Origin of the sequence: Campylobacter sp. RM9334 (assembly GCF_020138145.1) — a bacterium.
Lineage (GTDB): Bacteria > Campylobacterota > Campylobacteria > Campylobacterales > Campylobacteraceae > Campylobacter_E.
Genome location: NZ_JACGAX010000007.1, coordinates 1 through 20,161, shown reverse-complemented (window position 1 = coordinate 20,161; position 20,161 = coordinate 1). Strand labels below are relative to the sequence as shown.

Below are 20,161 nucleotides of genomic sequence, written 5' to 3'. Positions count from 1 at the left end.
ACTAAAGCCCATTGACCCTTACTCTTATTTTTTAATTTCCCAATTTTTATTATTGTTTATTTTTTTAGTTTTTTATTTTTAGCATTTTAAGCTTTATAGCTTTATTTTATTTGCTTGAAAATAAATTTGTTTTATTGTTTTTAAAGGAAAAATTATGAAAAAATTTATTATTTTATTAGCATTTGTAATGCAAATTTTCGCACAAGATTTGATTAAAGTTGGAATTGACCCAGCATATGCACCATTTGGATATATGAAAGATGGTAAAGCATATGGATTTGATATAGATTTAGTAAATGAAATGGCTAAAATATTGGATATTAAAGTGGAATTTGTTCCTATGAATTTTGATGGTTTAATAGGTGGTTTAAAACTTAAAAAAATTGATATGATAGCTTCAGGGCTTAGAAATACACCAGAAAGAGCTAAAAGTGTTGAGTTCAGTGATTTTTACTACATAAGTAGTAATTATTTTTTAAAACAATCTTCAAGAACTGATATTAATGAAATTAATGGACTTACTATAGGAGCACAATTAGGCTCAATTCAAGCTGATATATTAGCTAGATTTAAAGATGTAAAAATATTTTTAAATGCTGATACTTCAAATTTAATCTTAGCATTAGTTGGTGGCAAAATTGATTCTGTTTTAGTAGATAAAACTGTAGCCAAAGGATATTTAAAAAATTATAAAAATTTAGTTGTATTTAAGAAAACTGAAGAAAAAACTGATGGTCTAAGTTTTGCTTTTGCTAAAGGAAATACAAAGTTAAGAGATGAATTTAATAGGGCACTTAAAATTATAAAAGATAGTGGAATTTATAATAATTTAATAAAAAAATATGATATGGAATAAGGAAAAATTATGAAAAAATTAATTATTTTATTAGCATTTGTAATGCAAATTTTCGCACAAGATTTGATTAAAGTTGGTATGTCGCCTGGTTTTGCTCCGTTTGGATATATAAAAGATGAAAAAATCGTTGGCTTTGATATAGATTTAGTAAATGAAATAGCTAAAGTGTTGGATATTAAAGTGGAATTTGTTCCTATGGATTTTGATGCTTTAATGGGTGCTGTTAAATTAGGCAAAATTGATGTGATAGCTTCAGGACTTAGCAATACTCCTGCAAGGGCAAAAAATGTTGAGTTTAGTGATATTTATTACACTGGTTCAAATTGTTTTTTAAGATTAAAATCAAGAACTGATATTAAAGATTTAAATAATTTAGTAGTGGGAGTGCAATTAGGTTCAATTCAAGCTGCAATGCTTAATGAAATTCCTTCGGCAAAACCATTTTTAAATTCTGAAATTTCAAATCTAATCCTAGCATTAGTAAATGGCAAAATAGATGCTGTTATAGTTGATAAATTAGTAGCTAGAGGATACTTAAATACCTATAAAGAAATTGAAATATTTAAAGATATAAAAGAAAAAGGAGGCACTAGCTTTGCATTTGCTAAAGGTAATATTAAATTAAGAGATGATTTTAATAAGGCTTTAGAAATTATAAAAAGTCAAGGAATTTATGAAAAATTATTAGAAAAATATGAAATGTGATATTTTTTAATACAAATTTTGTTAATTTTGTTACAAATCGTAACGAAATTAACAAAAAAAATAATTTTTTATCATCATTAACAAAAAATATTGATATTATTATTTAAATTATTTTAAAGGAGAAAAAATGCAAAAGAGTGTTGCTAAATTATTTTTAAGACTTCGTTGATGCTTACTACTATTTTTTAATTTCCCAGATTTTATCATTGTTAATTTTTATTATTGTTAGTTTTATCATTGTTATTTAGGTTATATTAGTTTTTTGCTTTAAGCAATTTAGTTATTTATTTTTATTAAAAGGATTAATTATGAAAAAGTTATTTTTAGGTTTTGCACTAGTTGCACAAATTTTTGCTCAAGATATTTTAAAAGTAGGAACATCTCCTGGTTATGCACCATTTGAATATATGAAAGATGGTAAAATTGTTGGATTTGATATGGATTTAGTGGAAGAAATAGCAAAAATACTAGATATTAAAGTTGAATTTGTTGCTATTGAATTTGATGGTTTAATCAATGCTTTAAAAGCAGGAAAAATTGATGTTATAGCTTCTGGAATGAATGAAACCCCACAAAGAGCAAAAAGTGTTGATTTTTCTAATTCATATTATAACGGGGTAAATTATTATGTTAAATTAAAAGAAAATACTAATATAAATTCTTTAGAAGATTTATCAAAAGGAGCTAAATTAGGAGCTCAATTAGGCACTTTACAAGCTGATGAAGTTAGTAAAATTAAAGGCGTAAAACCATATTTAAATTCTGAATTAATAGTTTTTGTTTTAGCAACCGTTAATAAAAAAATAGATGGTTTTGTATTAGACGCTGCTGTGGCTAAAGGCTATATTAATACTTATCCTGAACTTAGCGTATTTGCTAAAACACCAATTTTAGGTGATGGAGTGAGTTTTGCATTTGCTAAAGGTAATACAAAATTAAAAGATGATTTTAATAATGCCTTAAAAATTCTAAAAGACAACGGAACTTATGTAAAATTATTACAAAAATACGATTTAGATAATTAAGGAGAAAGTATGAAAAAAATTGTTTTAGCTTATAGCGGGGGTCTTGATACTTCAGCAATTATTCCTTGGCTTAAAGAAAATTATGATTGTGAAGTGTATGCTTTAGTAGCTGATGTGGGTCAAGATAAAAATGAATTAGTAGATGTTAAACAAAAGGCATTTAATTCAGGGGCAAAAGATTGTGTGGTAGTTGATTTAAAAGAAGATTTTGTTAAAAACTATATATATCCTACAATTTTAAGTGGGGCATTATATGAAGGCACATATTTACTAGGCACTTCAATGGCAAGACCGGTAATTGCTAAGGCTTTAGTTGATTATGCAATAAGCATTAATGCTGATGCTATCGCACATGGAGCTACAGGAAAAGGAAATGATCAAGTAAGATTTGAATACACTATAAACGCACTAGCACCTAAGTTAGAAGTTATAGCTCCTTGGAGAATTTGGAATATGAAATCAAGAGAAGATTTGCTTGATTTTTTAGCGTTAAAAAATATTAAAACAACTGCGAGTAAAGAAAAAATCTATAGCAAAGATGCAAACGCTTGGCATATTTCAACTGAAGGTGGAGTTTTAGAAGACACAACAACTTTTAATAATGAAGATTGTTTTTGTCTAAGTGTAAATCCAAAAATCGCTCCTAATGAAGCTGAATTAGTAAAATTAAGCATTGAAAAAGGTGTGGTTACAAAGGTAAATGATATTAGCCTAAGTCCTTACGAAGCGTTAAATAAGCTTAATGAAATAGGGGCAAAACACGGAGTTGGTAGGATTGATATTGTAGAAAATAGGCTTGTGGGAATGAAATCAAGGGGATGCTATGAAACACCTGGCGGAACAATTATAAATACTGCTTTAAGAGCGTTAGAGCAAATCGTTCTTGATAGAGATAGCTTAAAATTAAGAGCTATGTTAGGACTTGAAATGAGCTATTTAGTGTATGATGGTAAGTGGTTTTGCCCTACAAGAGCTGCTATTAGTGCTGCGATTAATGAATTTAGCAAAGATTTAAATGGAGAAATAATTATAGAATTATATAAAGGCAATTGCAATGCAATGAGTAAAAGCTCTCCTAATAGTCTTTATTATAAAGATTTTGCAACTTTTAGTGAAGATGAAGTTTATAATCAATTTGATGCAGCAGGATTTATAAGACTATTTAGCTTAAGTGCAAAAATTAGAGCACTAAAAAAATCTTAATTTAATATTTTAGGTCTTTTCATTAAGACCTAAAATTATTCTATTTCTATATTTACTTTATATACAATCTAATTCTATTTTCTAGCTATTCAAAACACTATTACGATATTTATTTTAATTTTTACACAAAGCATAGTGATGAATTAAATAATATTTTTTATCAAAAAATAAATTATAAAACTATAAAATTTTATATAAATAATATTTTTTATTATCTAAAAAACTTTATAATCTTTTTACTTTAATTAAAAGGAGAAAATAATGAAAAAAATTATGTTATCTTTAAGTTTATTAGCAGGTTTAAATGCTGCTAGTTTAATTGATGAAGCAAAAGAAGCAGGTTTGGTTGCTATACCTAGCGATAAAGCCAAATTAGAAGAATTAATTAAACAATATGCACCTGATTATGTAGAATATCCTACCACTAAAGAAAGAGTTGAAATTGGTAAAAAACTATATTTTGACCCAAGAATTTCAAAAAGTGGAATTATATCTTGTAATACCTGTCATAATTTAGGTTTAGGTGGAACTGATGGAGTTCCAGCAAGTACAGGGCATAAATGGTCTCCTAATCCACATCATCTAAACTCTCCAACGGTTTATAATTCTGTATTTAATTCTTCACAATTTTGGGATGGTCGTTCAGGTCATTTACAAGACCAAGCAAAAGGGCCTATTCAATCATCAGTAGAAATGGCAGCTATACCAAGTGAAGTTGTGAGCAAAATTACTTCAATTCCTGAATATGTTAATGATTTTAAAAAAGCTTATGGAGATAAAAAAATTGATTTTGATTTAATTGCTACAAGTATTGGTATTTTTGAAAGAACCTTAATAACTCCATCAAGATTTGATGAATTTTTAAATGGTAATGAAAAAGCTTTAAGTAAAGAAGAAAAACAAGGATTAAAACTATTTATAGATAAAGGTTGCACTGCTTGTCATACAGGTATTAATCTTGGTGGGACACTACAAGCATTTGAAGTAGCTAATAAATATAAATATGCAAATATAGGTGATTTTAAAGGAGATAGCGATGGTTTAATTAAAGCTCCTACATTAAGAAACATTGAATTAACCGCACCTTATTATCATAATGGCGCTATTTGGGAATTAGATGAAGCTGTTAAATTAATGGGAAAAATCCAATTAGGAATAGAAATAAATGATGAAGAATCACAATTAATAATTACATTCTTAAAATCACTAACAGGTAAAATGCCTGATATTACATATCCTAGCTTACCTGCTTCAACTTCTAAAACAATCAAACCTGATTTAGAATATTAAAACATTCCTAGCTAAATGCTAGGAATTTAAATTAAAATAATGCTTCTTTATTTTCTTCAACTTTTGGGATAAATAGTTTTAATCCACCTAGCATATGAAAATGTAAATGAAACACTTCTTGTCCTGCATCAGCACCTACATTAGTAAGTAATTTATATCCGCTTTTATCAAGTCCTAATAATTTTGCAACTTCGTGAATAAAATCTGTCATTTTCGCCATTGTAGCACCATCAACATCTTGAAAACTTACAAATCTTTTTTTAGGAATTATTAATATATGAACAGGAGCTTTTGGGTCTATATCGTGAAATGCTAAAAATTCATCATTTTCTAAAACTTTACTAGATGGGAGTTCGCCTATTACAATTCTTTCAAAAACATTTAAATCGCTCATTTTCTTTCCTTTTTTTAATAGTCTTAATCGTTTATTTATGTAATTTACACTAAAATTGTAAAAAATCAATAAAAAGGCTAACTCTTGGAAGATATTTTAATTAGTTTAGATAATTGTTCTTCGCTTGAAGAATTAGAGCAAATAAAGGTGCAAATTCTTGGTAAAAAAGGTTATTTAACAAGTGAATTTGCTAAGTTAAAAGACTTAGAAGGTGATGAAAAAAAACAAAGAGCAGAAATTTTAAATAAATTAAGAGATGAATTTAACGATAAATTTACTCAAAAGCAAAAATATTTAAAAGATGAATTTATAAAAGCAAAAGCTAAAAAAGATGCTTTCAATTTTGCTTATTTTGATGAGCGTTCAAATTCTGGTGCTCTTCATCCCGTAATGAGCACAATGGATAAGATAATTGATTATTTTTTAAGACAAAATTTTAGTCTTGAAGAAGGTCCGTTGATTGAAGATGACTTTCATAATTTTGAAGCTTTAAATTTACCTAAATCACATCCTGCTAGAGATATGCAAGATACTTTTTATTTTATAGATAAATTACTACTTAGAACTCAAACAAGTCCGGTGCAAATAAGAACTATGAAAAAACAAAATCCACCTATTAGAATGATTGCACCTGGTGCCGTATTTAGAAGAGATTTTGATATTACACACACTCCTATGTTTCATCAAATAGAAATGCTTGTGGTTGAAGATGGAGATAAAATATCTTTTGCTAATTTAAAATATGTTTTAGAAGAATTTTTAAGATATATGTTCGGAGATGTAAAAGTTAGATTTCGTCCAAGCTTTTTCCCATTCACAGAGCCTAGTGCAGAAGTTGATATATCTTGTGTATTCTGCGGTGGTTGTGGTTGTAGAATTTGTAAGCAAACTGGCTTTATTGAAGTTATGGGTTGTGGTATGGTTCATCCAAATGTATTTAAAAATGTTGGCTATAAAAATGTTAGCGGATATGCTTTTGGTTTAGGAGTTGAGCGATTTGCAATGCTACTTCATAAAATACCTGATTTAAGGTCATTATTTGAAGGAGATTTAAGATTATTGGAGCAATTTAAATGATAATTAGTAAGAATTGGTTAAATGAATTTATAGACTTAAAAAATATTAGCACAGATGAATTAGTAAAAACTTTAAATAGCATAGGTTTAGAAGTTGATGGAGTAACTACAATTATAGCTCCTAAAAAAGTTGTAGTTGCAAAAGTAATGAGTAAAGAAAAGCACCCTGATGCTGAAAAATTAAGTATTTGCCAAGTAGATGTTGGTAATGAAGTTTTGCAAATCGTATGTGGAGCTAAAAATGTTGAAGCAGGGCAATTTGTAGCAGTTAGTTTAGAAGGTGCACAAATTGGTGATATTACTATTAAAAAAGCTAAATTGCGTGGGGTTGAGAGCAATGGAATGATATGCTCATCAACTGAACTTGGATTTGCCAAAATAAATGATGGCATTATGGTTTTAGATAATAGTATAGGCGAACTTACTTTAGGTAAAGAATTATGCGAATATCCTTTATTTAATGATGAATTAATTGAAATTGAGCTAACTCCTAATCGTGGGGATTGCTTAAGTATTAATGGTATAGCAAGAGATTTAAGTGCAGCATTAGATATTAATTTAAAAGAAAAGAAACCTTTTAAAGATGTTGATAATGCAGAAGGCATTAGAAGAATTTTGAATGTTCATTTTAGTGATGGAATTGATGGTAATTTAAATATAAAAGCAATAGAATTATTAAATAATATTGAAAATACTTTAAAGGTTAAATTAAGATTAGCTAGTATTGAAGAATTAAAAGATAATGCTATAGAAAACTTATTATCTTATACAACACATGCAAGCGGGGTATTATTTAATGCAGTTGATTTAAGCAAATTATGTAATGAATGCGAGCAAATAAGTTTAGATGTAAAAACCAAAGAAAACAAAGAATTTGTTATTAAGTATAAAGATAAAGAATTAGCAATTGCTGGAATTACACAAAATGAAGAATTTAAAATAGATAAAGATAGTAAAAAAATAATCATAATTGCAAATTATGTAAATCCTAAAATAATCGCAAATACTCATAAAAATTATAAAAATACAGATATTTATAGAAGTTTTAGGGGCAGCGAACCAGAGCTTAATATAGGAATTGATTATTTATTTAATTTGTTACAACTTAATAAAAACATTAAAATTTATGGTAGTTCTTGTCAAAATACCCCAAGCAAAGAAAAAATATCAATTAATTGTAATATTAGCGAGCTTGAAAATATGATAGGTCAGTCTTGCGAAAAAAATGATGTTGTGAAAATTTTAAAAAGACTAGGGTTTGAATTAAGTATTGCTGAAGATAATCTATATTTAAAAGTTCCATTTTATAGACACGATATTAATAATTCTGCTGATATTTGTGAAGAAATAGTAAGAATGATTGGCATTGATAATATTAAGCCTAAACCACTTGATTTTTATGAATTGAACAGAACAAACAACACTTATTTAAAATATAAAAAATCTCTTGAATTAAGAAATAGGGCTTTAATGTGTGGATATTTTGAAAGTATTGGCTATATTTTTGATAGCAAAGAATTTTTAGAAAAATTAAATTTAAAATATATCAAAAATGAAATTATAAACCCAATCACAAATGAAATGAATACGCTAAGAAGTTCTATTATTAGCACACTTTTAAAACAAGCTAGTTTTAATTTTAATAATTCAAGAAAATCAGTAAAATTATTTGAAATTGGTAGTGTCTTTGATGAAAACGGACAAGAAAATAAAAAATTTGCTTTAATTAGCTCTGGCTTAAGTGAAAATGCAAATTTAAAAAATCATGCAAAACCTAAAAATGTTGATTTTTTCACATTCTTAAATGAATTAAAAACAATATTAAAGGATTTCCAATTAAAATCTAGTGATTATCATTTATTTAGCGAATTTGAAAGAGCTGATATTTATAAAAACAATCAAAAAATAGGGGTAGTTGGAAGATTAGATTTACATTTAGAAAATGAATTAGAATTACCGGTTACTTATTTATGCGAAATTGATTTTAATGCTTTAGAGTATGATTTTATACAAGCAAAAGCTTATTCAAAATTCCAAGGAACAACTAGAGATTTAAGTATTTTAGTGCCTAAAAATTATGATTATTCAGTTATAAAATCAACTATAAATAAATTAAACATTAAGAATTTAAAAGATTTTAAAATCGTAGATTTATATCAAGATGAAAGCTTAAAAGATTATGAAAGTTTAAGTATAAGTTTTTCATTTGTTGATGATGAAAAAGTATTAAAAAATGATGATATAAATAATGAAATGAATGAAATTATTAGTGAATTAGATAAAATAGGATTAAAATTAAGATGAGAATAAAAGCATTAAATAAACAATTTGATTTAGTTTTGGAAAATATAGCTGCAGATAAATCTATCTCTCATAGAGCTGCTTTATTTTCTTTATTAACTAATGGGGAGTGTAAGGTTAAAAACTATCTTTACGCACAAGATTGCCTACATACTTTAGAAGTTGTAAGAAATTTAGGTGCGACAATAAAAATATATGAAGATAAAAATGAATTAGTTATAACACCGCCTAATGCTATCAAATCTCCTAATGTAGTTTTAGATTGTGGAAATTCTGGGACACTAATGAGACTTTTAATTGGTTTTTTAGCTAGTCAAGATGGTTTGTTTGTTTTAAGCGGAGATGAATATTTAAACAAAAGACCTATGAAAAGAGTAAGCGATATACTTAATAAACTAGGGGCTAAAATTGATGGTAGAGAAGGGGCAAATTATGCTCCTTTAGCAATTAGGGGAGAAAAAATAGATTATTTTACTTTTGAAAATACTCTAAAATCAGCACAAGTAAAAACCGCATTAATATTAGCTGGATTATTGAGTAATGGTTGCGAAATATACGAAAGCGAATTAAGCAGAGACCATTCAGAAAATTTATTAAAAATGATAAAAGCACCAATAAAAACAGATGGTTCTAAAATAGAAGTAAAACCATTACAAGATAAATTACAATCGTATGAAATAGAAGTTCCAAATGACCCTTCTTCTGCATTTTTCTTTGCTGTTTTATGTGCTATCAGTGATAATTCCACTCTAGTTTTAAAAAATATGCTTTTAAATAAAACTAGAATTGAAGCATTTAAAATTCTTGAAAAAATGGGGGCAAATATTACATATCAAATAGAGAAAAATGATTATGAAAATATAGGAACCATTACTATAAAAAGTTCTAAGCTAAAAGCTGTTGAAGTTAGTGAAAATATTTCTTGGCTAATTGATGAAATACCAGCATTATCAATAGCATTTTTATATGCTGAAGGAAATTCTATTGTCAAAAATGCAAAAGAATTAAGAGTAAAAGAAAGCGATAGAATAAAGGCTGTCCTTGAAAATTATTCAATTTTAGGTGTTGAATATGAAGAATTTGAAGATGGATTTATGGTTGTTGGAAAAAGTATAAAAAATAATAATGTAATGCTAAAAAGTTTTGCAGACCACAGAATAGCTATGAGTTTTTCTTTGCTAGCTAAAGATTATGAAATAGAAATTGACAATGTTGAATGTGTAGATGCTTCTTTTACAAATTTTTATGAAATTTTATCTTTATTTGAAAGACAATAAAATATGAAAATAGAATTAGCTAAAAGTTACGGATTTTGTTTTGGAGTTAAAAGAGCTATCAAACAAGCAGAAAAGACTAAAGATGCAGCCACCATTGGGCCATTAATTCACAATAATGATGAAATATCAAGATTAAAGAACGATTTTAATGTAAAGACTATTAATGATATAACAGAATTAAATGATGAGAAAAAGGCTATTATAAGAACGCATGGAATAACAAAACAAGACTTAGACATATTAAAAGAAAGTGGTAGAGAAATTATAGACGCAACTTGCCCTTTCGTTAAAAAGCCACAAGAAATTGTGGAAAAAATGAGCAACGAAGGGTATGAAATTGTTATTTTTGGTGATAGCAATCATCCAGAAGTAAAAAGCGTAAGAAGTTATGCTACTACTAATAATTATGTAGTTTTAGATGAAAAAGAACTGATAGATATTAAGTTTAAAAATAAAGTAGCTTTAGTAAGTCAAACTACAAAAAAAGTAGAAAAATTTATGCAAATAGCTAATTTTTTAATGTTAAAAGTAAAAGAAGTAAGAGTTTTTAATACAATTTGCGATGCAACATTTAAAAACCAAGAAGCTATTAAAATTCTTGCAATGAAAAGTGATGTTATGATAATTGTTGGCGGTAAAAATAGCTCAAATACAAAGCAATTATTTTTAATAGCAAAAGAGCATTGCAAAGATAGTTATTTAATTGAAAATGAAAATGAATTAGATTTTAATTGGTTTAAGGATAAAAATCTATGCGGAATTAGTGCAGGAGCTAGCACACCTGAATGGATTATTGATAAAGTTGTTAAAAAAATAGAAAATTTTACTTAATATTAAATAGTCATAAGTGAAATAGTGATAGAATAGGGCACAATCATTTCTTAATTTGATTAATTTTATTACAAAAGGACCAAAATGGCTAAGTTAAATGGAGCTCATAACAATTTAGAAGATTTAGAAAACATTGATTTCGCGGCAATGTTAGATGAGTTTGAAAGCGAAAAAAATCCTGAAAATATTTCAGTAATTGATGGAAAAATTATTAAAATTGAAGGCGACGAAGTATTTGTTGATATACAAGATAAATCAGAAGGTGTTTTAAACATTAGTGAAATCACAAAAGATGATAAGCTATTATTTAATGTTGATGATGTTATTAAAGTAACAGTTGTAGGTAGTTATAATGGACGCCGTTTATTATCATACAAAAAAGCACTTCGTAAAGAAAAAGTAGTTGAATTTATTAAAAACTATAATGAAGACAATAACGATACTTTTGAAGTAAAAATCATAGGAAAAAATCGTGGTGGTTTTGTTGCAGTAGATAATAATGAAGTAGAATTTTTCTTACCAAAATCACAATGCTCTCATAAAGAAATTAATACTTTAATGAATAAAAAAATTAAAGTTAAAATATTAAAAATTGATGAAGAAACACAAAGTATAGTTGTGTCAAAAAGAAAAGCAAACGAAGAAGACCGCAAAAAGAAAAAAGAATTAATTAATAATATAATCAACGATTCAGAACTTAAAGAAGGTGTTGTTAGAAAACTTACAAGCTATGGAATGTTTGTTGATATTGGTGGAGTTGATGGCTTAGTTCATTATAGCGAAATATCTTATAAAGGTCCTGTAAATCCTAGTACTTTATACAAAGAAGGGGATAAAGTTTTAGTAAAAATTGTAGGATATGATGAAGAGAAGAAACATATTTCTTTATCAATTAAAGCAGCTTTAAGTGACCCTTGGGATGAAATTAAAGATAGCTTAGAAATTGGAGATATTTTAAAAGTAGTAGTTTCTAATATTGAAAATTATGGAGCTTTTGTAGATTTAGGAAATGATATTGAAGGATTTTTACATATAAGTGAAATTTCTTGGGATAAAAATGTTAAAAATCCAAGAGATTATTTAAAAGAAGGTCAAGAAATTGATGTTGAAGTAATTGAAATAGATTATGAAAAACGCCGTTTAAGAGTATCTCTTAAAAATTTACTTCCAAAACCTTTTGATGGCTTTAATGAGAAATTTAAAGCAGGAGATATTGTTGAAGGCGAGATTAGCACTATTACAAATTTTGGAGCTTTTGTTAAAATTGACAATATTGAAGGTTTATTATTAAATGATGATATATCTTGGACTGAAAATGAAACTTGCAAAAAAGTTTATAAAGTAGGGGATAAAGTAAAAGTTAAAATTAGAAAAATTGATAGTGAAAACCAAAAAATTTCTTTAAGTGTTAAACATTTAGAAGAAAGTCCTAGTTCATTATTTGCTAAAGAACATAGATTAGGTGATGTTATTAAAGGTATTGTAAGCGATATTAAAGACTTTGGAGTGTTCGTTAAAGTAAATGATAAAGTTGAAGCTTTAATTAAAAATGAAGATTTAGGAGAAGTTAAGCCTAATATTGGAGATGAAATTGAAGGAGCTTTAATTTTCACTAGAAATGGTAAAATTCGCTTAAGTATAAAAAAATTAAATTTAATTAAAACTCGTGAAGATTTAGAAAAATTTAATTCTGATGATAAAATTACAATAGGTGATATAATTAAAGATCAATTACAATAGTAATGAAACAACACTCGTTATATTTTATATTTGGAATAATTTTTTTTATTTTAGTATTGGTTTTAATGCTATTAATAAAATCTGCAAATTATAAAGATTTGCAGATTTCTAAAATTATTGATGAAAATATTGAAATTATTAAAAATAAAATATCAAATAATGAGTGGTATGCTAAATTAGCTAAAGATGAATTGGGAGATTCTTACCCAATATCAAATGAACTTTATGTTCATTTTGAATTACAAGATACAGGTAATTTAAGTAAAAAGAAATTTTTTAAATTAAATATAGATAAAAACGATAATTATTCTTTATTTTGCGTAAAACAAACTATATCTAATTTAAATTTGAAATATTTTTTAATTAATAATAAAAAATATTCTCAGATAGTCATAGATACTAACAATATTTCTTTATTGCATTACCTTATAGATAGTTTAAAAAACTATAATATCAATTCTGATTTTGAAGAAATTTGGATTTAATTTAATTTTAAAGGATTAACAAAATGGCATCTTATTCAATGGGTGATTTAAAAAAGGGTTTAAAAATAGAAATAGAAGGTGTTCCTTATAAAATAGTGGAATATCAACATGTAAAGCCAGGTAAAGGTCCTGCTTTCGTAAGAATAAAAATAAAATCTTTCATAAATGGTAAGGTTTTAGAAAAAACTTTCCACGCAGGTGATAAATGTGAATCTCCTAATTTAGTAGAAAAAGAAATGCAATATTTATATGATGATGGAGAATTTTGCCAATTTATGGATAATGAGACTTATGAGCAAGTAGCTATAACAGAAGAAGATGTTGGCGAAAGTAGAAAATGGATGATTGATGGTATGAATGTAAGTGTATTATTCCATAACGGAAAAGCAATAGGCGTTGAAGTTCCGCAAGTTGTTGAGTTAAAAATAGTTGAAACTCAACCGAATTTCAAGGGTGACACACAAGGCTCTAATAAAAAGCCAGCTACTTTAGAAAGCGGTGCAGTTGTTCAAATACCTTTCCATGTATTAGAAGGGGAAGTTATTAGAGTAGATACTCAAAGAGGCGAGTATATAGAAAGAGCTAATAAATAATTATGAACGATAAAGCAAAGCGTGTAAAATACTTAAGAGCTTTAGAAAAAGCTGCTAATCGCTTTGCTTTAGCCTTAAAAAAAGAAGATTTTTCAGATGGTATTTTCGCGTCTAGTATAGAGCAGAATTTAAAATTACTAAATAAATGTGAGCCAGTTTATCTTGATTCTACATATTCAAAAGAATTAGAAAATTTTGTAAATTTATGCTGTTTTTCTCAATTAGACAGATTTGAATTAATTAGCAAATTTAATACTCTAGAGAAAATAAAAAAGCAAAATCAATACAAAAAAACAAAACATAAAAATCAATTGTATGATAATTTATTTAGTTAAAATATATTTTTATTTAAATAAGTTATTGGAGAATTAAAATGGATGATTTTGATAAATTATTTGAGACCACACCAGAAGAAAAACTAATAGATGTATTACAAAACGCACCAAGAGGTGCAGTTCAAAATACTATAGTAACGCATAGTAAAGAATTTTTAGCATTAAAATTATTATTAGAAAAGCAAAATATAGACTATACACAAGTTGAAGAATTTATATTTAATAATGATGCTTTGCTAAATGAAATGCTAAATGATGTTTTTATAGATTTAACAGCAAAAATTTTAGGGCATGAGGGATAATGAAAGTTATTTTTGATGATATTGTTGAAATTTATGATGATACATTAAATGAAGAAGATTTATTAATTAAAGCAAAAAGCCTTAAACCTTGGAGAAAAGGGCCTTTTAAAATAAATAATATTTTTATAGATAGTGAGTGGAAAAGCAATATAAAATATAATATTTTAAAAAAGCATATTGGTTGTATTGAGAATAAAATAGTGGCTGATGTTGGGTGCAACAATGGTTATTATATGTTTAGAATGCAAGAATTTAGACCGACTAAGATTGTCGGATTTGACCCTTCTCAAAGATGCTATGAGCAATTTACTTTTTTAAATTCCTTATTTAAAACGAATATTGTATTTGAGAGATTAGGGGTAGCTGATTTGCCAAGCTACAATCATAAATTTGATGTAATTTTTTGCTTAGGGGTGATTTATCACAGAAGCGACCCAGTGCAAATGCTAAAACAATTAAAACAAAGTCTAAACACTAATGGGATTGTATTCTTAGATACTATTTATTTTGATAGTGAACAACCTTTTGCTTTAGTTCCAGATACAAGTTATGCAAAAATGTCTAATGTATATTTTATACCAAGTATTAAAGCATTGCAAAATTGGTGTAAAAAAGCTAATTTTAAAGAATTTGAAATACTAGCAACTTCTAAAACAACAATAGAAGAGCAAAGGAAAACAGATTGGATTGATGGATATAGCTTGGAAGATTTTTTAGAAGATAATGATTTTACAAAAGAAGGTTATCCTGCACCAAAAAGAATATATATAAAATTAAAGGTATAAAATGGCTGAAGAAAAAAATGATATAGAAGAAAATTCTACAGAGATTAAAATCAATGTTGAAGCTTGCCCTACAATAAATACAGAAATTTGTGGCAACATTACCGAAACAGATGAAAACAAAGCAAATCTGCAATTAAAAATAACATCTGAATTAATTTCAGATTCTGAAGGTTTAGCGCATAATGGTTTTATATATTCTGCAGGAGCTTATGTTGCACAAGTAGCAATTAACAAAAAAAATACCTGTGTTATAGGCTCAAGAACTAGTTTTTTTGCGCCGGCCAAAATAGGGGATATTATATCTTTTGAAGCAACTGCTAAATTTGATAATAGTAAAAAAAGAGAAGTTTTAGTAAAAGCATATATAAGAGAAGTATGCGTATTTGAAGGTATTTTTTATGTTCTAGTAACAGATGAACATATATTAAAAATGCAAAAAAGTGAATTAGCAAAATACCAGAGTAAAAAACAAGAATAATAATTTTCTTGTTTTACAAACTAAAACCTTTTATACAAATCAAATTCAAAATATAAAAAAAACACTACACTTAAAACAACGGCACTTGCATTTGCCTTAACTTAAAGCATATTTGATATTTAGTTTAAAATGAGTATTTAAAAAGTGCTTAAACATTATATATATTTGACTTCAAAAGATATCAATAGCAAATATTATATTGAGTCATTTTATGATATTGATTGACAGGCGGACTAGACTAAGTTACCTTGCTAGCGAAGCATTAAAGCCTTGTATATTAGCCTACAATACACATTTAAAGCCCTTGTCGCTCAATAAGAGCTACTTATATCACGCATTTGCATTATACAATTATGTATTAATAGGAGCTTAAAATGGGCTTAGATTTGGAAATAGATAAAATTAGCTTTTGATGGATTTAACGGAATTAAAGACAAGCAAACTTCTTTAAAGGTGCTTGGTCGTGTAGCAAAGCTAAGTGCTGATGATATGAATAAATTAAATGCAAGTATTACTAAGCTTAACAAACTTGATATAAAAACAAAATTAGCAAGTAAAGAGTTAAAAAATTTTAAAGATGAACTAAGTGGCAATTTAGCCCGAATTGGTGCTTTAGCTGTGCCTGTGAAGTTTGCGTGAGATTTCGAGAGTGCATTGGCTGATTTTAATAATACTGCTAAGCTTAGTGATTTTGAGCTTTTTAGCAAATAACATACATATATTTCTATTGTCCAATGAGTTTATAAAAAATAATTCAAAATACTATTAAACACAACAAGTAAGCTTAAAATAACATTGAACTAATAGTTGCCAAAAAAGACTTAATAAGAATTTGTCATAAACAATCTAAAATCTTTAGTTTTATTAAAATCGCAGAGTGGTGATATGGTTTTAAAATACTAATTTGAAAATTATAGTTTTCAATACTAATATAATATATAAACATAATTAAATATGCTAATAATCAATTTAGATTGCTTTATTATTAAAATAATTTAATAGTCTTACGGAACTTAAAAATTATATACTTATACCAATCACTTATGTATTTTTTATATGTCTACGCCAATAATTTCAATACTATAAAAATACTTCATTTCCAAACATAACAAAATTAGATTTAATAAGGTTTTAGAATTCAATTTATATATGTAATATAATTTTCAAACTATTTCTTATATACTTAACATAAATTTGAGTTATTTCTATATTAATTATTTTAATAAAATATATAAATAATTTTTGATATTTTATACGATATTTAGTATATTTATAAAAATAATCATATTATTTTATGTATTATTTTATGTAAAATTATCATATTTTTTTATTATTATTTTTAATAAAATTTTACATATTAAATTTATATTGAAAACTAAGTTTATAATATAATCTTCTTTTATTATAATTTTTTTTCTATATTAAACAACTTATTTTAAGGAACAATTATGAAATACCCTTTAGATTGTGAAGACAATTTTTCAAAATCATTTTTATTTTGGATAGCTAAATTTCTTAAATTTAAATTAAATTCTTTATCAAATAAACTACTTGAAAAAGCAGAAGAATTAAGAGAGATTAATATTGCTTTAAGTAAAAATAATTTCACTATAGAAGAATTAGATGAGTTAGCTAAAAAATCAAGAAATATAGGAATGATTGGTGTAAATACTTATTTTAACCCTATTAAAAAATTTTACGAGCAAATAATTCACTATAAGCTGTACTCTCTAAAACTAATTGATGAAGAATTAGTAATTGAAATTCTATCAAGTATAACAGCAGGTCTTAGTGATGCGAGTAAAAAAAATCACAAAATCGCTATAGTTAATTTTTTTAAATTTTTAAGTTCACAAAATAAAGATGATGATAGTTCTTATGTTTATGAAATAGAGTTAAAAAACTGGTCAGGATTAAACTCATCATCAGGACAAAAACTACCAGAATTTATGAGCGAAGAGCAAATGAAAACATTTTTAAATACTCTAAATAATTATGAATTTAAAAGTAATCAAGACAGAAATAAACTTGCTATAAAAATCATATTATTTACTGGAGTAAGGGTTAATGAAGTTCTTAGATTAAGGTTAAAAGATATTAGCTATGAAAATGATTTAATAAGCCTTAGAATTCATGCTAAAGGTAATAAATATAGAGTGGTTTTACTAAATATAAATTCCATTAAAGAGCATTTAGAATATTTTAATAATTTCGCCGAACCTAATCAATACTTATTTACAAATAAACAAAGTAAGCCATTAACTCAAGCTTATATATCAAGATTAATTGAAAATGTATTATTAGCAGCAGGTATTCGCAAAGAAAAAAATGGAGCTCATATGTTAAGACATAGTTTTGCTACCCTACTTTATAAAAAAGAAAAAGATTTGTTATTAGTCCAAGAAGCCTTAGGGCATGCTTCCCTTAATACTTCAAGAATTTATACTCATTTTGATAATGATAAATTAAAATTAGCAGCAAAAATAGCTAATAATTTAAAAGAAGACTAAAAAGTCTTCTTATGTATCCATCAAAACTATTAAATTAATTTAGCTCAAAATAAGTATAGTCTATATATTAAGTAAAATAACAAATAAAACTAGTAAAAACACTTTTCATCATATAAGCTAATATCACCAAAAAACGAACCTAATCCATAAATAACTCTGAATTACTCTAAGTATTTAAACTGAATACCATACTTTATTTTGAAATTATTCTTTTATAAAGTTAAACTAAAAAACAACTAGCTAAAATAAAACTTGAATAGATAAAAAAGATTTTTTCATCGTATAGATTGTAAGATATTCAAAAATAAACTATTACTAATCAACCTAATCTATTTATTTTTAAATGCTTAAGCTAAATACCCTACTTTATTTTGAGATTATTTTTTATTAAATAAAATTGACACAAATAAATCACTTAGCCAAAATAACTATAATTAAAATTTTACTTATTTTATATAAATTAGTTTTTATTCTATTATTGATAATTTTTATCCTATAGCACAAATATACCTGCTTTATTTTGAAATTATTCTTTTATAAAGTAAAACAAAAAAAAACAACTAGCTAAAATAAAACTTGAATAGATAAAAAAGATTTTTTCATCGTATAGATTGTAAGATATTCAAAAATAAACTATTACTAATCAACCTAATCTATTTATTTTTAAATGCTTAAACTTAATGCCCTACTTTATTTTGAACCTATTCTTTTATAAAAGAAAATTAAAAAACAACTAGCTAAAATAAAACTAGCACAGATAAAAAACACTTTTTCATCATATAAGTTATAAAAATACCCACCACTTAAACTACCAAAAAACGCACCTAATCCGTAAAAACTCTGATTTATTCCAAATATTTTTGAGCTAATTTGTTTAGGTATCTTTTTTCTTATCATAGAATAAACACTAGGCATAATAGAGCAAAAGCTAATACCGGTTATAAACCTAACTAAGCAAAATAACCAAAAATTATGGCTAGTAAAATAATGCAATATTAAACATATAAACAAAGCAAAAGTACTAATTAAAATTAAATTAACTTCTCCATAATCTTTTGCTAATTTTGATAATTTCGGAGCAAATATAGCACTAGCAATTCCTGCTAAACTAAAGCAAAAACCTGTAGCTAATTCTTTATGGTCTACTAATTTTGAAACAAATAAGCCGATTATAGGACCTATAAATGTTTGAGAATACTGCACTAAAAACGAAGCTAAACACAAAACTATTACAAATGAATACAAGCCTTTATCAAGCCTTATTTTTTCACCTTTAGGAACTGGAGTAAAATCTTCTTTTACAAAAAACAATATCAATAAAAATATACTAATTAATAAAAATCCTGATATTGCAAACTGAACTCTAAAATCAAAAAAGTGCATTAATACTCCACCAAACAATGGTCCTAAAAGCGAGCCTGTTATCTGAAATGAGCTAAGTTTTGCAAGAGATACATTCACATCATCTTTAGGAGCATTAACAGCTATTAATGCAATACAAGCAGGGTTAAACCCAGAAAAAAATCCCATAATAAATCTAAGTATTATAAATGATTCTGCGGTTTTTAAAAATACGCTAATTAACAAGCACAAGCCCATACCAAAACTAGCTCTTAAAAGCATTTTTTTACGACCATATTTATCAGCTAAAATACCCCATAATGGTGCAAACAACGCCATAGTAAGTGTGCTACCAGCATAAGCTAAACCACTATATAAGCTAATCTTATCTCCGCTCACTCCATATTCTTGCATAATAAATGGTAAAAGCGGTAGAATTTGATTAAGCGCTAATGTGCTTAAAAATGAACCTAATGAAACTATTAAAAGCATAAATTTAAAATTACTTTGCATGGGTTTATTATAGTTCTTGTTTGTAATTAAAGCTACTTTTATAGTGAATAATTAAGTGATTTAAAATGAATTGAAAGCTTTAAATATTCGTTGCTTAAGTTAGATTTTATATATAAAACCT

The 20,161-nt window shown here is 26.2% G+C and carries 20 protein-coding genes; 18 read left to right on the top strand and 2 right to left on the bottom strand.

Going from position 1 to position 20,161, the window contains the following annotated elements:
* Positions 1-154 precede the first annotated feature (154 nt).
* The 5 genes from AVBRAN9334_RS04465 (at position 155) to AVBRAN9334_RS04445 (ending at position 5,079) form a co-directional block, all read left to right on the top strand.
* Positions 155-856, top strand: a complete 702-nt coding sequence (locus tag AVBRAN9334_RS04465; protein WP_336607127.1) for a substrate-binding periplasmic protein — start codon at positions 155-157, stop codon at positions 854-856.
* A 9-nt stretch (positions 857-865) separates the two neighbouring features.
* A complete protein-coding gene (locus AVBRAN9334_RS04460) occupies positions 866-1,561 on the top strand; it encodes a transporter substrate-binding domain-containing protein (RefSeq protein WP_336607126.1) in 696 nt (231 codons plus the stop codon).
* Between the two features lie 308 nt (positions 1,562-1,869).
* Positions 1,870-2,586, top strand: a complete 717-nt coding sequence (locus AVBRAN9334_RS04455; RefSeq protein WP_214117526.1) for a transporter substrate-binding domain-containing protein — start codon at positions 1,870-1,872, stop codon at positions 2,584-2,586.
* A 9-nt stretch (positions 2,587-2,595) separates the two neighbouring features.
* Positions 2,596-3,789: an argininosuccinate synthase gene (locus AVBRAN9334_RS04450; RefSeq protein WP_336607125.1), complete on the top strand. Its 1,194-nt coding sequence runs from the start codon at positions 2,596-2,598 to the stop codon at positions 3,787-3,789.
* Positions 3,790-4,050: 261 nt separating this feature from the next.
* Entirely contained in the window at positions 4,051-5,079 is a 1,029-nt protein-coding gene (locus AVBRAN9334_RS04445) for a cytochrome-c peroxidase (RefSeq protein WP_336607124.1), read from the top strand.
* A 31-nt stretch (positions 5,080-5,110) separates the two neighbouring features.
* On the opposite strand, the gene AVBRAN9334_RS04440 is transcribed toward AVBRAN9334_RS04445, so the two are convergent.
* Entirely contained in the window at positions 5,111-5,473 is a 363-nt protein-coding gene (locus tag AVBRAN9334_RS04440) for a histidine triad nucleotide-binding protein (protein ID WP_214120332.1), read from the bottom strand.
* Between the two features lie 84 nt (positions 5,474-5,557).
* Between AVBRAN9334_RS04440 and pheS the strand changes: the two genes are divergently transcribed.
* The 13 genes from pheS (at position 5,558) to AVBRAN9334_RS04375 (ending at position 18,186) form a co-directional block, all read left to right on the top strand.
* The gene (gene pheS, locus AVBRAN9334_RS04435; RefSeq protein WP_214120333.1) at positions 5,558-6,550 is read left to right on the top strand and encodes a phenylalanine--tRNA ligase subunit alpha; all 993 of its coding nucleotides are present in this window, start codon (positions 5,558-5,560) and stop codon (positions 6,548-6,550) included.
* A complete protein-coding gene (gene pheT / locus AVBRAN9334_RS04430) occupies positions 6,547-8,853 on the top strand; it encodes a phenylalanine--tRNA ligase subunit beta (protein WP_336607123.1) in 2,307 nt (768 codons plus the stop codon). Before pheS ends, pheT begins: the two co-directional genes overlap by 4 nt.
* Entirely contained in the window at positions 8,850-10,127 is a 1,278-nt protein-coding gene (gene aroA / locus AVBRAN9334_RS04425) for a 3-phosphoshikimate 1-carboxyvinyltransferase (protein ID WP_336607122.1), read from the top strand. The genes pheT and aroA overlap by 4 nt, the downstream gene beginning before the upstream one ends.
* A gap of 3 nt (positions 10,128-10,130) precedes the next feature.
* Entirely contained in the window at positions 10,131-10,958 is an 828-nt protein-coding gene (locus AVBRAN9334_RS04420) for a 4-hydroxy-3-methylbut-2-enyl diphosphate reductase (RefSeq protein ID WP_214117519.1), read from the top strand.
* 84 nt (positions 10,959-11,042) lie between these two features.
* On the top strand, positions 11,043-12,698 hold the full coding sequence (locus tag AVBRAN9334_RS04415; RefSeq protein ID WP_214117518.1) for a 30S ribosomal protein S1: 1,656 nt from the start codon (positions 11,043-11,045) through the stop codon (positions 12,696-12,698).
* Between the two features lie 2 nt (positions 12,699-12,700).
* Positions 12,701-13,183 (top strand): hypothetical protein, encoded by a 483-nt coding sequence (locus tag AVBRAN9334_RS04410; protein WP_214117517.1) that lies wholly within the window; start codon positions 12,701-12,703, stop codon positions 13,181-13,183.
* Between the two features lie 23 nt (positions 13,184-13,206).
* Positions 13,207-13,776, top strand: coding sequence for an elongation factor P (gene efp, locus AVBRAN9334_RS04405; RefSeq protein ID WP_214117516.1), 570 nt, complete (start codon positions 13,207-13,209; stop codon positions 13,774-13,776).
* A 2-nt stretch (positions 13,777-13,778) separates the two neighbouring features.
* Positions 13,779-14,111, top strand: coding sequence for a hypothetical protein (locus AVBRAN9334_RS04400; RefSeq protein WP_214117515.1), 333 nt, complete (start codon positions 13,779-13,781; stop codon positions 14,109-14,111).
* A gap of 38 nt (positions 14,112-14,149) precedes the next feature.
* A complete protein-coding gene (locus AVBRAN9334_RS04395; RefSeq protein ID WP_214117514.1) occupies positions 14,150-14,413 on the top strand; it encodes a DUF2018 family protein in 264 nt (87 codons plus the stop codon).
* Positions 14,413-15,198 (top strand): tRNA 5-methoxyuridine(34)/uridine 5-oxyacetic acid(34) synthase CmoB, encoded by a 786-nt coding sequence (gene cmoB / locus AVBRAN9334_RS04390; protein WP_336607121.1) that lies wholly within the window; start codon positions 14,413-14,415, stop codon positions 15,196-15,198. Before AVBRAN9334_RS04395 ends, cmoB begins: the two co-directional genes overlap by 1 nt.
* Position 15,199: 1 nt before the next feature.
* Positions 15,200-15,676 carry a PaaI family thioesterase gene (locus AVBRAN9334_RS04385; RefSeq protein WP_214117512.1) on the top strand — a complete coding sequence of 159 codons (477 nt, stop codon included), beginning with the start codon at positions 15,200-15,202 and terminating at the stop codon, positions 15,674-15,676.
* A 453-nt stretch (positions 15,677-16,129) separates the two neighbouring features.
* Positions 16,130-16,315 (top strand): hypothetical protein, encoded by a 186-nt coding sequence (locus AVBRAN9334_RS04380; RefSeq protein ID WP_336607120.1) that lies wholly within the window; start codon positions 16,130-16,132, stop codon positions 16,313-16,315.
* A gap of 809 nt (positions 16,316-17,124) precedes the next feature.
* Positions 17,125-18,186, top strand: a complete 1,062-nt coding sequence (locus tag AVBRAN9334_RS04375; RefSeq protein ID WP_336607119.1) for a tyrosine-type recombinase/integrase — start codon at positions 17,125-17,127, stop codon at positions 18,184-18,186.
* 690 nt (positions 18,187-18,876) lie between these two features.
* Here AVBRAN9334_RS04375 and AVBRAN9334_RS04370 read toward each other — a convergent pair.
* The gene (locus AVBRAN9334_RS04370) at positions 18,877-20,019 is read right to left on the bottom strand and encodes an MFS transporter (protein WP_336607118.1); all 1,143 of its coding nucleotides are present in this window, start codon (positions 20,017-20,019) and stop codon (positions 18,877-18,879) included.
* Positions 20,020-20,161: the final 142 nt, after the last annotated feature.